The organism is Embleya sp. NPDC059237 (genome assembly GCF_042754105.1).
Taxonomy (GTDB): Bacteria; Actinomycetota; Actinomycetes; order Streptomycetales; family Streptomycetaceae; genus Embleya.
On sequence record NZ_JBHZAE010000022.1, the window covers coordinates 47,249 to 60,189 of the forward strand.

13 protein-coding genes are annotated in these 12,941 nt (G+C 72.6%); 5 read left to right on the forward strand and 8 right to left on the reverse strand.

Annotated features, from left to right (window positions below; translation table 11 throughout):
- Nucleotides 1-332 precede the first annotated feature (332 nt).
- Complete coding sequence (locus tag ACFXKZ_RS44160; protein WP_380011104.1) at nt 333-818, forward strand: DUF6924 domain-containing protein; 486 nt, start codon at nt 333-335, stop codon at nt 816-818.
- A gap of 38 nt (nt 819-856) precedes the next feature.
- Complete coding sequence (locus tag ACFXKZ_RS44165; RefSeq protein WP_380011107.1) at nt 857-1,315, forward strand: DUF6924 domain-containing protein; 459 nt, start codon at nt 857-859, stop codon at nt 1,313-1,315.
- Between the two features lie 19 nt (nt 1,316-1,334).
- Here ACFXKZ_RS44165 and ACFXKZ_RS44170 read toward each other — a convergent pair whose 3' ends face one another.
- The 3 genes from ACFXKZ_RS44170 to ACFXKZ_RS44180 all read right to left on the reverse strand — a co-directional run bounded on the left by ACFXKZ_RS44170 (nt 1,335) and on the right by ACFXKZ_RS44180 (nt 4,456).
- The gene (locus ACFXKZ_RS44170; RefSeq protein WP_380011110.1) at nt 1,335-2,420 is read right to left on the reverse strand and encodes an amidohydrolase family protein; all 1,086 of its coding nucleotides are present in this window, start codon (nt 2,418-2,420) and stop codon (nt 1,335-1,337) included.
- 72 nt (nt 2,421-2,492) lie between these two features.
- Entirely contained in the window at nt 2,493-3,122 is a 630-nt protein-coding gene (locus tag ACFXKZ_RS44175) for a response regulator (RefSeq protein ID WP_380011113.1), read from the reverse strand.
- Nucleotides 3,119-4,456 (reverse strand): ATP-binding protein, encoded by a 1,338-nt coding sequence (locus tag ACFXKZ_RS44180; protein WP_380011453.1) that lies wholly within the window; start codon nt 4,454-4,456, stop codon nt 3,119-3,121. The genes ACFXKZ_RS44175 and ACFXKZ_RS44180 overlap by 4 nt, the downstream gene beginning before the upstream one ends.
- Before the next feature lie 165 nt (nt 4,457-4,621).
- Here ACFXKZ_RS44180 and ACFXKZ_RS44185 point away from each other — a divergent pair, with 165 nt between their 5' ends.
- Together ACFXKZ_RS44185 and ACFXKZ_RS44190 are read left to right on the forward strand one after the other, a co-directional pair.
- A complete protein-coding gene (locus tag ACFXKZ_RS44185; protein ID WP_380011116.1) occupies nt 4,622-5,698 on the forward strand; it encodes an ABC transporter permease in 1,077 nt (358 codons plus the stop codon).
- A 101-nt stretch (nt 5,699-5,799) separates the two neighbouring features.
- A complete protein-coding gene (locus ACFXKZ_RS44190) occupies nt 5,800-6,492 on the forward strand; it encodes an ABC transporter ATP-binding protein (RefSeq protein ID WP_380011119.1) in 693 nt (230 codons plus the stop codon).
- Nucleotides 6,493-6,525: 33 nt separating this feature from the next.
- Here the strand turns inward: ACFXKZ_RS44190 and ACFXKZ_RS44195 are convergent, their stop codons facing one another.
- The 3 genes from ACFXKZ_RS44195 to ACFXKZ_RS44205 all read right to left on the reverse strand — a co-directional run bounded on the left by ACFXKZ_RS44195 (nt 6,526) and on the right by ACFXKZ_RS44205 (nt 8,736).
- A complete protein-coding gene (locus ACFXKZ_RS44195; RefSeq protein ID WP_380011122.1) occupies nt 6,526-7,542 on the reverse strand; it encodes an exonuclease domain-containing protein in 1,017 nt (338 codons plus the stop codon).
- A gap of 53 nt (nt 7,543-7,595) precedes the next feature.
- Complete coding sequence (locus tag ACFXKZ_RS44200; protein ID WP_380011125.1) at nt 7,596-8,279, reverse strand: YidC/Oxa1 family membrane protein insertase; 684 nt, start codon at nt 8,277-8,279, stop codon at nt 7,596-7,598.
- Between the two features lie 130 nt (nt 8,280-8,409).
- The gene (locus ACFXKZ_RS44205; protein WP_380011128.1) at nt 8,410-8,736 is read right to left on the reverse strand and encodes a DUF6412 domain-containing protein; all 327 of its coding nucleotides are present in this window, start codon (nt 8,734-8,736) and stop codon (nt 8,410-8,412) included.
- Nucleotides 8,737-8,824: 88 nt separating this feature from the next.
- Between ACFXKZ_RS44205 and ACFXKZ_RS44210 the strand changes: the two genes are divergently transcribed.
- Nucleotides 8,825-10,045, forward strand: coding sequence for a hypothetical protein (locus tag ACFXKZ_RS44210; protein ID WP_380011131.1), 1,221 nt, complete (start codon nt 8,825-8,827; stop codon nt 10,043-10,045).
- A gap of 206 nt (nt 10,046-10,251) precedes the next feature.
- Here ACFXKZ_RS44210 and ACFXKZ_RS44215 read toward each other — a convergent pair whose 3' ends face one another.
- The gene (locus tag ACFXKZ_RS44215) at nt 10,252-11,238 is read right to left on the reverse strand and encodes a response regulator (RefSeq protein ID WP_380011134.1); all 987 of its coding nucleotides are present in this window, start codon (nt 11,236-11,238) and stop codon (nt 10,252-10,254) included.
- A 955-nt stretch (nt 11,239-12,193) separates the two neighbouring features.
- Nucleotides 12,194-12,799, reverse strand: a complete 606-nt coding sequence (locus ACFXKZ_RS44220; protein WP_380011137.1) for a TetR/AcrR family transcriptional regulator — start codon at nt 12,797-12,799, stop codon at nt 12,194-12,196.
- Nucleotides 12,800-12,941: the final 142 nt, after the last annotated feature.

The following is a 12,941-nucleotide window of genomic DNA, read 5'->3' on the forward strand; positions in this document are numbered from 1 at the left end:
CGGTGGGAGGTCGAGGGGTGCGGCCGGGGTGGGGCCGGGGGCATCGGTCACCGGGTAGGGCAGGGGCACCATGCCGAACGGGCGGCGGTGGTGCGGATCGGGGTTGGGGGCGATCAGGGCCGAACCTCGCACGGGGGCTGCCTTTCGCTGCGCCGGCCCCGAGGTCCCACGCCCCGGCGCCGCGCCCGTCGAACCACGTCGACGGACACCGCGTTCAACGACCGGGCGGGGGCGGAGTGTCGCCGGGTCACTCCGGCGGCCCCGCGCGGGGGCGGATTTCGGCCACGGCCGGCGGGCCCGCGGGATGTCGGCGGCGAGTGCCAGGCTCGGGCGTGGACTACCGAGAGGAGATCGGCGTGTTGCCCCCGATCGAGGAACACGGCGAGTTCACGGCCGTGGTGATCAGGACGGACTACACCGACGACGCGGCGTGGGCCGCCACGGTCGCGGAGTTGTCGCAACGTCCGGATGTCGACGCGGATCTGCTCTTCGTCGAGGATCCCGGCTGGGCGGACGCCGAGCCCGACGACATCGTCGCCACGGCCCGACGGAGCGAGGACACGTTCGTGCTGTTCGTCGCCGACCGGCACACGATGCGCTCCGCCGACCACCGGTTGCTCGCCCTCGACACCCTGCCGGAGGACGAGTACGAGGACCCGGATCCGGTCGACGGCCCACCCCTCCGTGAGTTCCGGACCGTGCCTGCCGGCGTGCACGACGTGCAGGCCAACCTGGCCATCGCGAACCTGTCGTTCTGGGATTACGCCGAACACGCCCGCTCCGAACCCGACGGCGTCTACCACTCCTTCCCGAACTGATTCCGTGGCAGGCCGGAAAACGACGAGCGGAGGTCGACGTGTTGCCCGAGATCGAGCCGCGCCATGAGTACACGGTCGTGGTGATCAGGACCGACTACACCGACGACGTGGCATGGACCGACGTGATGGCCGAGTTGGCGAAACCCTGGGGGCCCGACGACGACCGGCCGGCGATCGTACTCGCCGTCGACGATCGCGTCTGGGCGGACGCCGCGCCGGACGACATCGTCGCCACGGCCCGACGTCGCGAAAACACGTGCGTGGTGTTCGTCGCCGACCGGCACACCATGGGTTGTGACGATCACCCGCTGCTCGCTCTCGACCCCCGATACGACGAGGAGGATCCGGATCCGGTCGACATCGCGTCCCCGCGTGCCCTTCGGATCCTGCCGACCGCCACCCACACCGTGCAGGCCGGCCTGGCCGACGTGAACCTGTTCTTCGCGGAATTCGCCAGGGTCGCCCACGCCGATCCCGACGGCGTCCTGCGGTGCTGAGCATGGGTGTCGTTGCCCGTCAGCGCGGCATCACCGTGCCCCGCAGCACCACGGCGCGCGGGTCGGCCAATACCCCCACATCGGCTCGCGGATCGGCCGAATACACCACCACGTCGGCCGACGCGCCCTCGGCGATCGCGTCCCGGCCGAGCCAGCGGCGGGCCGACCAGCACGCGGCGGACAGCGCGTCGCGGGCCGGGATGCCGGCCGCGACCAACTCCGCGACCTCGTCGGCGACCAGGCCGTGCGGCAGCGAGCCGCCCGCGTCGGTGCCCACGAAGATCGGGATGCCCGCGTCGTAGGCGGCTCGCACCGTGGCATAGCGGTTGGCGTGCAGCGCGCGCATGTGCGCGGCGTAGGTCGGGAACTTGGCGCCCGCCTGGTCGGCGATCCCGGGGAAGGTGGCGATGTTCACCAGGGTCGGCACGATCGCCACGCCCCGCTCGGCGAACAGCGGGATCAGGTCCGCGGTCAATCCGGTGGCGTGTTCGATGCAGTCGATGCCCGCCTCCACCAGGTCCGGGAGCGAGTTCTCGGCGAAGCAGTGCGCGGTGACCCGGGCACCCTCGGCGTGCGCGGCGGCGATCGCCTCCTGGAGGGCGTCCTTGGGCCACAGCGGCGACAGGTCACCGGTGTCCCGGTCGATCCAGTCGCCGACCAGCTTGACCCAGCCGTCGCCGCGCCGGGCCTCCTGGATCACGAACGCGGTCAGGTCACCCGGCTCGATCTCGTGCGCGTAGTTGCGGATGTAGCGCTTGGGCCGGGCCAGATGCCGCCCCGCGCGGATCAGCCGGGGCAGGTCCTCGCGGCCGTCGATCCAGCGGGTGTCGGCGGCCGAGCCCGCGTCGCGCAGCAGCAGCGCGCCCGCGTCCCGGTCGGTGATCGCCTGGCGCTCGGCGGTCGGCGCGTCGACCGCGCCGTGCGCGTCGATCCCGACATGGCAGTGCGCGTCGACCAGGCCGGGCAGTACCCACCCTTCCAATGTGGCGTCGACGGCGAGCGACGTCGGCCGCTCGAAGGTGATCCGCCCGCCGATCACCCACATCTCGTCACGGACATCCTCGGGGCCGACCAGAACGCGGCCCTTCACGTGCAGCACGGTCATGCCGAGACCCTACGACCTGACCACCCCGACCCCACCGCTGCGTACCACCGCCGCCGAGGTCGAGGGCGGGCTTCATCCTCGTTTCACCAGTCCCCGCCTGACCCCCGCGGCCACGGCGGCCGTTCGGGAGTCGACCTCCAGCTTTGCGTAGATGTGCACCAGGTGGGATTTGACCGTCGCCTGGCTCAGGAACAGCGCCTTGCTGATCGCCAGGTTCGACAACCCCTCCGCGACCAGCCCCAGCACCTCGATCTCCCTCGGGCTCAACACCGGTTGCGGCCGGCGCAGTCGGCTCAGCAGGCGGCCCGCGATCCGGGGCGCGAGCGCCGACTCGCCGGCGGCGGCCGTTCGTACCGCCGCCGCCAACTCCTCCGGCGGGGCGTCCTTGAGCAGGTAGCCCAGCGCGCCCGATTCGACCGCGGCCAGGATGTCCGCGTCGGTGTCGTAGGTGGTCAGCACCAGGACGTGCGGGGCGCGGGGCAGCGCCGCGATGGCCGCCGTGGCCGCGTTGCCGTGCATGGCGCCGGGGCCGAAGCGCAGGTCCATCAGCACCACGTCGGGCGCGAGGGAGCCGGCCAACTCGATCGCGCGCTCCGCGGTGTCCGCCTCGCCCACCACCTCGAAGTCGGGCTCGGCCGCCAACACGGCGCGCAGCCCGGCGCGGACGACGGGATGGTCGTCGGCCAACAACAACCGGATCACCGCGCGGCCCTGTCCGCGGGGGCCGGCAGGGTCTCCGGCCAGTCTCGGGCGGGCGCCGGGACGGTCCCGGGGTCGTCGGTCTCAGGCACCGGAAGGGCCCCGGCCCCCTCTCGCGCAGGTGTCGAAAGGCCCTCGGTCCGCTCCCCCGCAGGCGCCGGCAAAGCCCCCGTCCGCTCCCCCGCCGGCACCGGAAACGTCACCGCGATCGCCGCCCCCTGGCCCGGACCCGACTCCACCGTCAGCGCTCCGCCCAGTTCGGCCGCCCGAGTCCGCATTGCCGCCAGCCCGAAGCCGGTGCCGGCGGTTCCGCCCCGATCCGCCCCGACCGGGCGCGCGGCCGGATCGAACCCGCATCCGTCGTCCACCACGTCGAGCGTCACCGACGCCTCCATGTGGCTGAGCGTCACCTCGGCCCGGGACGCGCCCGCGTGCCGCACCGTGTTCCCGAGCGCCGACTGGGCGATCCGCAGCAGCGCCACCTCGACGGCCGTCGGCAGCCCGGCCGCCTCCCCCGTGCGATGGAAGCGCACGTCCAAGTCCGCCTCGGCGGCCGTCCGCGCGCACAGCCGCTCCAGCGCCGCCGGCAGCGAGGAGTCGTCCAACTCCGGCGGCGCCAGCGCCCGGACGAACCGCCGCGCCTCCGCCAGGCTGTCGGTCGCGGTGACGCGCGCCAGCCGTACGTGCCGATCGGCCGCCGTCGGATCCGCCGGCAGCGCCCGCTCGGCCGCGCGCAGCAACAACTGGATGCTGCTGAAGCCCTGCGCGAGCGTGTCGTGGATCTCCCGGGCCAGCCGCTCCCGCTCCGCCAACACCCCCGCGCGCCGCTCCGCCGCCGCGAGCGAGGCCCGGGCCGCGACCACGTCCTCCACGAGGCGGCGCCGCGCCTCGCTCTCCCGGTGCAGCGCCTGGTAGCCCAGCACGGTGGCCACCGCGACCGCCGCGCCCAGCAGCGGACCGAGCACCATGCCCAACGACACCGCGCCGCGATGGGCCGCGTAGCCCCCGACGGCGATCACCGCGAGCCCGCCCACCACAGGCAGCGCGACCCGTACCGGCAGCAGGTGCGGAACCAGGAAGAACAATGGGAAGGCGAACCAGATCCCCTCCGCCGTGAGCGCGTACAACCCGCACCAGGACAACGTCAGCGCGCCCAGCCACCACACCGAGGCTCGCCGCGACGGCCCCACCGAGGGGGTCAGGTTGCCCACCACGTACACCGCGGCCGTGACCGCGGCGGCGATCGGGATCAGCGCGGTCCGTACCGCGGAGGCGTCGGTGCCGACGAGGGCGCGCAGCGCGGCCACCGCGAGCAGCAGCGCGACCAGCGCATGCATACAGGCGCGGAGCGTGCGGGGCACGGAGACGGGGTTCGGGATACCGGCGTACATATCGGGTCAAGGCTAACCGGGGCGGGTGGAGCAGCCATCGATCAAAAGGTTGACCGGGGCCGGTCAACCCGATCGATGACGTGGAAGCGGCCGGCGACCAGGCTTGGCGTTGTGTTCGTAGCGTTGCGGGACCTCGTGTTCGCCCGGGGGCGGTTCGCCCTGATGATCGTCACCGTGGTGCTGGTCACCGCGCTGGTCGGGTTGGTGTCCGGGCTGACCGTGGGGCTGGGGCGGGCCAATACGTCGGCGATCGACGCGCTGCCGGCCGATCGGCTCGCGTTCGCCGCGCCCGCCCCCGGACAGGGTGTCTCGTTCGCCGACTCGACCGTGGAGCAGGCGCAGTGGCAGCGCTGGGCGGAGCAGCCCGGGGTGCGCTCGGCCGCGCCGCTCGGCATCGCGATGACCCGGCTCGGGGTCGGTACGCGGACCACCGCCGCGGCGGCGTTCGGCGTGGAGCCGGGTGGGCCGATGGCCCCCGCCGGGCTGGCCCCCGGGACGGTGGTGTTGTCCCGGGGCCTGGCCGACGAGCTGCGCGTACGGGTCGGCGAGCGGCTGACCGTGGGCGCGGACACCGTGCTGACCGTCGCCGCCGTGGTGTCGGGATCCTCGTACAGCCACGCGCCGGTCGCGTGGACCACCCTCGCCGACTGGCAACCGCTGCGCCCGGGACCGCGGCGCGGCGGCCCGCACGCGACGGTGATCGTGCTCGACCTGGCCGGCGGGCACACCGGGGCGGCGGACCGGGCGATCGGCACGCGCAGCACCTCGATCGGCGACGCCCGGAAGGCGATCGGGTCGTACACCGCCGAGAACGGCTCGCTGCAGCTGATGCGCGGGTTCCTGTTCGCCATCTCGGCGCTCGTGGTCGGTGCGTTCTTCACCGTCTGGACCATCCAGCGGGCGGGCGACGTGGCGGTACTCAAGGCCCTCGGCGCACCCACCGGCTACCTGCTGCGCGACGCGCTCGGCCAGGCGTTCCTGGTGCTGCTCGCGGGCACCACCGTCGGCATCGGCGTCGCCGCGCTGTTCGGTGCGGTCGCACCGGCGGGGGTGCCGTACGTGGTGGACCCCTCGACCACGGTCCTGCCGGGGGCGGTGTTGATCCTGCTCGGCATGGTCGGCGCGGGACTCGCGGTGCGTCGGGTGACCTCGGTCGACCCGCACACCGCGCTCGGCGGGATCCGGTGAGGTGTACGGCGATGAACCACCCACCGATGAACCGCACGGCGAGGAACCACACGGCCATGGCCCCGCAGCCCGATTCCCCCACGCCCGAGAAGAGGCCCGCCATGCACCCGTCCCCCGGCCTGGAACTCGCCGACGTGACGCTCACCTATCCCGACGGCGACGGTCGGCTGACCGCGCTGGACCGGGTCTCGCTGGCGGTGCCGCCCGGGACGTTGACCGCCGTGGTCGGGCCGTCGGGGTCCGGCAAGTCGAGCCTGCTCGCCGTCGCCGCCACGCTGACCACGCCGGACACGGGCCGCGTGTCGATCGCCGGCCTGGACGCGGTGGCCCTGCGGCCGGCCGAGCGGGCCCGATTGCGCCGGAGCACCATCGGGATCGTGTTCCAACAGCCGAACCTGCTCGCCTCGTTGACGTGTGTCGAGCAGCTTCAGGTGATGGCGCACCTGGCCGGCGGCAGTGCGCGCAAGGCCCGCGCCCGGGCGCTGGAACTGCTCGACCGGGTCGGCCTCGCGGACCGGGCGGAGCATCGCCCGCACCGGCTCTCCGGCGGCCAGCGGCAGCGGGTGAACATCGCCCGGGCGCTGATGCACGAGCCGAGCGTGCTCCTGGTCGACGAACCCACCGGCGCGCTGGACCACGAACGCGGTGCGGCGATCGTGGCGTTGCTCGCCGACCTGACCCGCACGAGCGGCGCGGCCACGGTCCTGGTCACCCACGACCGCAGCCACCTGCCGCACGCGGACCGGGCGGTGGAACTGATCGACGGCCGGCTGCGCGCGCTCGCGACGGCGTAGCGCCCGGTGCCGGGCGGCTTCGCGCGCCGCCGGCTACTCCCCCGCCTCCGGCCGCCACGCGCTCGACCCCGATCCCGACGCCGACCCGCCCGACCCGGCGTCCGGCCGCCACGCGCTCGACCCGGACAGGCTCGGCTCCGCGTCCGCGGCCCGCCACGCACTCGATCCGCCGGTAATGCCCGGCAGGCTCGGCGAGCCCGGCCCGTCCGGACCGCCGGGAATCACCGGCCAGTTCGGATCGACGACCGCGCCGCCGCCGTCCGGGTTGCGCCGGTCGAAGTAGCTCTGCAGCGAGGCCGCCTGCTCCGCGTACCACTGCACCTGCTTCTCGTGCAGCGTGCGCAGCGAGTCGGCGGCCAACTCCGGGAAACGCGCGCCCAGATCCTGCGCGAGCAGCAGGCATGCCAGCGCGTCGCCGTCGGCGGTGTGCGCGTCGGTGAGCACCACCTCGTAGAACGCGCTGGTGGCCGCGAGGGTGCGCTTGCCCTTGCGGTAGCGGTCGAGCTGCTTGTCGATCACCAACGGGTCGATGATCGGTGCGGTGTACGGAAGTTGCGGCAGATTGTGGCGGTGCAGCTCGGCCTGCAGGATGGTCAGGTCGAACGGCGCGTTGTAGATCGCGATCGGGGTGCCGGCGGCCAGGTATTCGGCCATCGCCTCGCCGATCTCGGCCAGGCACAGGGCGGGTTGCCGTCCCTCGGCCCGGGCGCGCGCGGTGTCGATCCCGTGGATCGCGGTCGCCTCGGCGGGAATCTCCCGCTCCCCCGGGTCGATCAACCACGACCGCCGGGTGCCGGTCGAGTCCACCAGGGCGGCGGTGACGATGAAATCGGTCAGCGGATCGACTCCGGACGTCTCCACATCGAACGCGGCCATCGGCCCCCGGTGCCAGCCGTCGTGATTGCCGCGCGGCGGCGCGGCGGGCTTCGGCTCGCCGCAATCGGCGCAGTACGTAACCCACTTGCCGTCCCGGCGGATCAACAGCCCGTCGCCGGCCTTGACATAGGTCGTGCACGTGGCACAGGTCGCGCCGAACTTGTTCGTTGCCATGGGGTGCCCTTTTCCGATCGCGGATCAGATTCACGTCGTCACTGCCCGAAACGCTAGTGCCCGGGTACGACGCGATCCGCACGAGCCGTCGCCAGTCGGCGCAACAGCGGCCGCTCGGCGGTGGTCCACGCGGTGCTCGTGAGCAGGTACAGGCCGACCGCGAGCGGCACGAACGCGGCGGTCAGGACCGTGGCGAAGGGCATCCACCGCAGCAGGGCGGGGGTGTTCGGCACCGCGGCGGCCCGGCGGTACTGGAGCCACGCCACGCCCGCGATCAGCACGGTCAGGGCGAGCAGTACGGGCGTATGCGGCCCGCCGAGGCCGGCCACCGGGTGCAGGCCGAGCGGCGCGCCCGCGAGGGTGTGGCCGAGGAGGTCGCGGTCGCCATCGAAGAGCCGGTAGGTCAGGAACAGGAACGGCAGTCCGGCCAGGGCCGGAAGTACGCCGGCGAACATCGAGGTACCGGATCGCCGGTGCAGCGCGCCGAGTTCGCGGGCGAGCCGCTGCGGATCCCGGGCGTACCTCCGGCGCAGCCGCTCGACCTGCGGGGCGAGCCGGACGCGGGCCACCTCGGCGCGGGCCTGGGCGTAGACCGGCGGGACGAGGACGAGCCGGACACACGCGGTGAACACGACCACGGCGCCGGCCACCGAGCCGGTGCCGAGCAGCGGCGCGAGCGCGTCGGCGAGGGTGAGCAGGGCGTCGTGCGCGACGCCGAGGACGGGGATGCCGAACATGGGAAGGGCCTTCCGTGACGCGGGAATCGGGATGCGTCGGGCGGCCGTGCCGAAATCACCGGACCGGGATCGGGATCGGAAGCGCAAGCGTGACCGGGTGCAGGAGCGGGTGCGCGGGCCGGCGCCGGAGCTACGCGATGCCGAAGCGGTCGGGTCGGCGGTGGGCCGCCGGGCCCGTTCCCGGCGCTCGGGGCCGTGCTCGACCCGGCCCGTCGGGGTCGCGCGAGGGCAGGAAGGCCAGCCGGTCGGCCTGTCTGCGCAGCGCCGCGCCGCGCACCTGCGCCCACTCGGCGGAGGGCGCCCAGGCCGCGGCGGCACCGGCCAGCGCGAGGACGACGGTCATCGCGACGGCGACCAGGGCGGGCAACGCCCCGTCCACGAACAGCCCGAGGCCGATCAGCGCGAACAACGCCGCGAGCGGCGATGTCGACGCGGTGATCCGACCCTGGCGATACATGCACATCATCCTATTCCGCCCGACCGCCCCACACGCAGCCCCGAGCCGACGAATTCCGCCCGCTCCGACGGCGGGCGGGTGTGCCAGGATGACCCCCGTGCGCGTGCTGCTAGGGGACGGCTTCGGGGTGACGTCACGTCAGATCGCGGTGGCGGTCGGGCGATCGGGGCACGAGCCGGCGGTGTTGGCGCCGCCCGGTCGGCCGATCCCGGGTCGCCCCCGGTCGGTGACGAGGGTGTACGAGGTGCCCGCCTTCGGCACGGATCCGTGGGCTTGGCTGGCCCGGGCGGAAACGGTGCTCGGGGCCGAGCCGTACGACGTGCTGCTACCCACCGACGAGCACGTCGCGGTGCTGGCCCGGGCCCCGGAGCGGATCACCGCGCACAAAGTGGCCCTGGCCGTACCGTCGTTCGCCGCGCTGCGCCGCGTCGCGGACCGCGCCTCGGCGGCAAGCACGCTGACCGAGATCGGCATGCCGCAGCCCGCCGGGACGGTGGTGGTGCACACCGCCGAGGAACTGCGCCAGGTCGCCGACCCGCCGCTCTACGTCAAGACCCTGCTCGGCTCGCATCGGGTCGAGCGGCGCGAACAACTGCTCCGCCTGGCCGACGAATTGGACCGCGCCGGCGCGTTCGTGGACGGCGCCGGGGTGCTGGTGCAGGAGCCCGCCGCGGGTCCGGTCCTGTCCGCCCAGGCGGTGTTCGAGCACGGCCGACTGGTCGCGGTGCACGCGTACGAGCATCTGCACGGCCCGGCGGTGCGGCGCAGCGTGGTCGCCCCCGACATCCGCGAACAGGTGGCCATGCTCGGCGGCCACCTCGGCTGGCACGGCGCCCTGTCCCTGGACGCCGTGCGCACCACGTCGGGCCCGGCCTGGCTGGACGTCCGCCCCCATCTGGCCGAACCGGGCAACGCCGCCGCGAGCGGCACGGACCTGGTCGCCGCGCTGATCGCGGTCTCCCGGGGCGAAACGCCACCCTCGATGCCATGGGGCCGCCCCGACGTCCGCACCCGGCAGGCCCACGCGGGCGTATGGACCGCCGCCCGAGCCGGCCGCCGCCGCGCCGCACGGGAAATACTCCGCATCGCACTACGCCTCGAGCCCTACCGCGACACCGCGGAAGAATCCCTGAGCCTGCGCCGGGAACCCCGCCGAATCCCCGGCGCCCTGTGGTCCGCCACCACCGCCCTCACGTTCCCCACACACACCCTCACCCGCATCACCCACCAGGAATCCCAATCCACCCTGACCCCCACCACCTGGCGCCGAATCCTCGCCGGCCCACCCCCACCCACCCCCGAACCCTGAACCTCACCCACACACAACGCGGGACGTCGGCGGCCCGCTACAAACGAATGCGCCACCCCGCAACCCCACCCCACAAATCCCGCGACCCCCTCGATGCACGCGGACAGCCCGGCCGCTGCTGTTCCTGGATCCGGAGGATCGGCGCCATCATGGCCGCCTTCCGACCCGCAGCCTCCCCGGACGAATTGCGCTTCGAGTACCCCGAGTCACAGGCCTGTGCCGCGCTCGCGGCGTTCGAGATGGATCTCGATGAACACGGCAACCTTGGCCCGGAGCGCCCACGGGTCAAAGGGCTTGACGATGTAGTCGACAGCTCCCGCCGAGTAGCCGCGGATCGAATGTGCGGCATCGAGACCCATCGCGGTCAAAAAAATAATGGGGATGCTGCGCGTTCGGGACCGTCGTTTGATGTGGGCCGCGGTCTCGTACCCGTCCATGCCCGGCATCTGCACGTCGAGGATGATCACCGCGAAGTCGTCGTGGTCGAGCAGGGCCCTGAGCGCCTCATGCCCCGACCTGACGGAGACCACGTCATAACCCGGCGCGGCGACGACCTCCTCCAGCGCCAGGAGGTTGTTCGGCTGGTCGTCGACCAGCAGGATCTTGGGTTGTGCCCCGCCGGTCGGATCCGCAGGGCGCGGCCAATTCCGTTCCAACGCGGCAAGTTGCCGTTCCAGCATGTCGCAACGTGCCTCGGCGTCCATCCCCCGGCGTCGGGCGGTTTCCAACTCGGCCGACAGCCTGCCCACCTGCATCGCGAGCACGTCATGCTCCGATTCAAGGACGGTGTGGTGTGGAGGCGGCTCCGATCCGACCCAGGTCGCCTCAAGCCGCGTCAGCCGCGTCTCGAGTTCGACTATTCGGTGACTGCGGTCGAGGAGGGCGTCGCCGATCACCCCCTCCTCCACGGTCGAACGACGGGCGTCCAACTCGGCTTCCGCGAGTTGCAGTTCGAGAGCGGCCTTGACCGGGCCGGCCGCTACTCCGCTGTGTCGCAGCGCTGCCCGATGAAGGCGTCGCACGCGCGCGACCTCGTCCGGAGACAGCGGCTGTTCCTGACACTCGCCGACATCGTCCAGAAGTTCGGCGACGAACTTCCACGGCGGGATGCGTGCGCCGCTGAGGAACCGGGAGATGCTCCCGGCGTCGCGGAAGCGCTGTGCGCCGTAGCCGCGGACGGAGATGTCCAGCAAGCCGAACAGGTGCCGGAGTGCCTCGACGAAGTCGCGGCACTCCTTGGTGATTCCTGCGTCCAAGGGGCGGAGTGATCCCATACGATCCCTCGTCAGTCACGGACGGAAGGCAGGCGAGTCGGTTCCCCGGTCGGGTTCCCCGCGACAGGAGTGGAGCACCCGTGCCCCGGACCGACGATGCGGTCGAAGAAACCCACCGCAAACCCGAACACCGTGGCGCCATAGAGCACCGACTGCGAGTGGCCGGAGCCGGACATCGCGGTCAGTACACCACCCCCGGCGCCGGTCAACCCCGCAAGGAGGAAGACGAGGGCTGCCCGCAGGGATAACAAAGGATGGGTCATGTTCTCTTCTCGGTCCGTCGACGTGCGCGGCCGAACCTTGCCGGATGCCGCGCCTGAGGACACGATTCTCGATCGACCGCCGCATGTTGCAGGCCCCGCAACGGAGTTCGGCCAACGTTCGGCAACGAGCCGGCAACACCCCGACGGTGCCGCACCGTACGCCGATTCCCTGCTCAGGCGTCCAGCCACACCTCGGGCACACCTGAAGCGCCGCTCGCACCTTCGCCGAGTCGTACCCGCCAGTCACCGAGACACGGTCCTCCTCGATCGTGGGCCCGGGTTCGACCCGTCGTCGTGTCCAGGTTCAGGGGACGGATTGCAGATGGGTCGAGGCTAGCCGAGCAGAATCGGCCCGCGCGGCAGAAGAACGGCAAACGCCGGACATCTGCACCAACCGCCGGCCGGCCGTCTTCGAGCGGATCCGGGCTTACGGGACGGCCCGAGGAGCGGGTGCGGGCGCGCCGTAGCTCGCCGATCTCGGCGAGGCGCGAACTCCTGTACAGCGCGACTCCTCCGGAAAGGCTCGCCAGACCGCGCCGGACGGGTGATGGCGCCGGCGTGATCCACGCCCCCCGGGTACGGCTCGGCCCGGGTTCCGCCGCGCGAGCCGCTCACCCCAGCAGCGACTCCACCAGCGCTCGGACCGACAGCACGAACAGTCGGTCGCCGTCGGTGACGTTGTTCAGGCTGTCCGCCAGTTCCGGGTCGTCGTGGGCCAGCTCGGCTCGCCACTCGTCCACCGCCGGCGGTTCGGCCGCGCTGTTCTCCAGGGCCCGCTCCAGCATCACGAAGCCGGCGACCTGGTACTGCACCGCCTGGACCGCCTCGCCCGCCCGCGCGCCCCGCAGGCCGGCCGCCGTCATCTCGTGCACCAGCGCCTTGCGGGCGGGCAACATCATCAGTGACTCCAGGCCGCGCTCGCGGACCAGGCCGACCAGGTGCGGGCGCTCCAGGATCATCCGCCGGGTCGATCGCGCGATCGACACGACCCGCTCGACCGGCGTGCTCCCGTCCACCGAGATCGCGCCCATCTCCGCGATCACCCGATCCACCAGTTGGTCGACCAGCACGTCGCGGTTGCCCACGTGCCAGTAGATCGAGGTGACCGCCACGCCCAACTCGGCGGCCAGTTTGCGCATGCTGAGGTTCTCGATACCGGATTCCATGACGAGACGCATGGCGGTGTCGAGCACGGTGTCTCGCGTGATCCTGTCCATCACGTCCCATTCTCGCGCCCCGGGCCGCCGGCCCGATACACGGTCAACCGGGCCGCAGGTCTTTACCTCGCCGACCTACCGGTGTAACAGTGTTACAGAGCAACCGGCACCACTGCGCACGAGATCGCGACAACGGGGGTCG

What these genes read in the sequence shown, in the direction of transcription:
- ACFXKZ_RS44170 (WP_380011110.1), bottom strand. Translation starts at nt 2,420, where the DNA reads ATGACCGTGCTGCACGTGAAGGGCCGCGTTCTGGTCGGCCCCGAGGAT.
- ACFXKZ_RS44180 (WP_380011453.1), bottom strand. Translation starts at nt 4,456, where the DNA reads ATGCATGCGCTGGTCGCGCTGCTGCTCGCGGTGGCCGCGCTGCGCGCC.
- ACFXKZ_RS44190 (WP_380011119.1), top strand. Translation starts at nt 5,800, where the DNA reads ATGCACCCGTCCCCCGGCCTGGAACTCGCCGACGTGACGCTCACCTAT.
- ACFXKZ_RS44195 (WP_380011122.1), bottom strand. Translation starts at nt 7,542, where the DNA reads ATGGCAACGAACAAGTTCGGCGCGACCTGTGCCACGTGCACGACCTAT.
- ACFXKZ_RS44200 (WP_380011125.1), bottom strand. Translation starts at nt 8,279, where the DNA reads ATGTTCGGCATCCCCGTCCTCGGCGTCGCGCACGACGCCCTGCTCACC.
- ACFXKZ_RS44205 (WP_380011128.1), bottom strand. Translation starts at nt 8,736, where the DNA reads ATGTATCGCCAGGGTCGGATCACCGCGTCGACATCGCCGCTCGCGGCG.
- ACFXKZ_RS44210 (WP_380011131.1), top strand. Translation starts at nt 8,825, where the DNA reads ATGACCCCCGTGCGCGTGCTGCTAGGGGACGGCTTCGGGGTGACGTCA.
- ACFXKZ_RS44220 (WP_380011137.1), bottom strand. Translation starts at nt 12,799, where the DNA reads ATGGACAGGATCACGCGAGACACCGTGCTCGACACCGCCATGCGTCTC.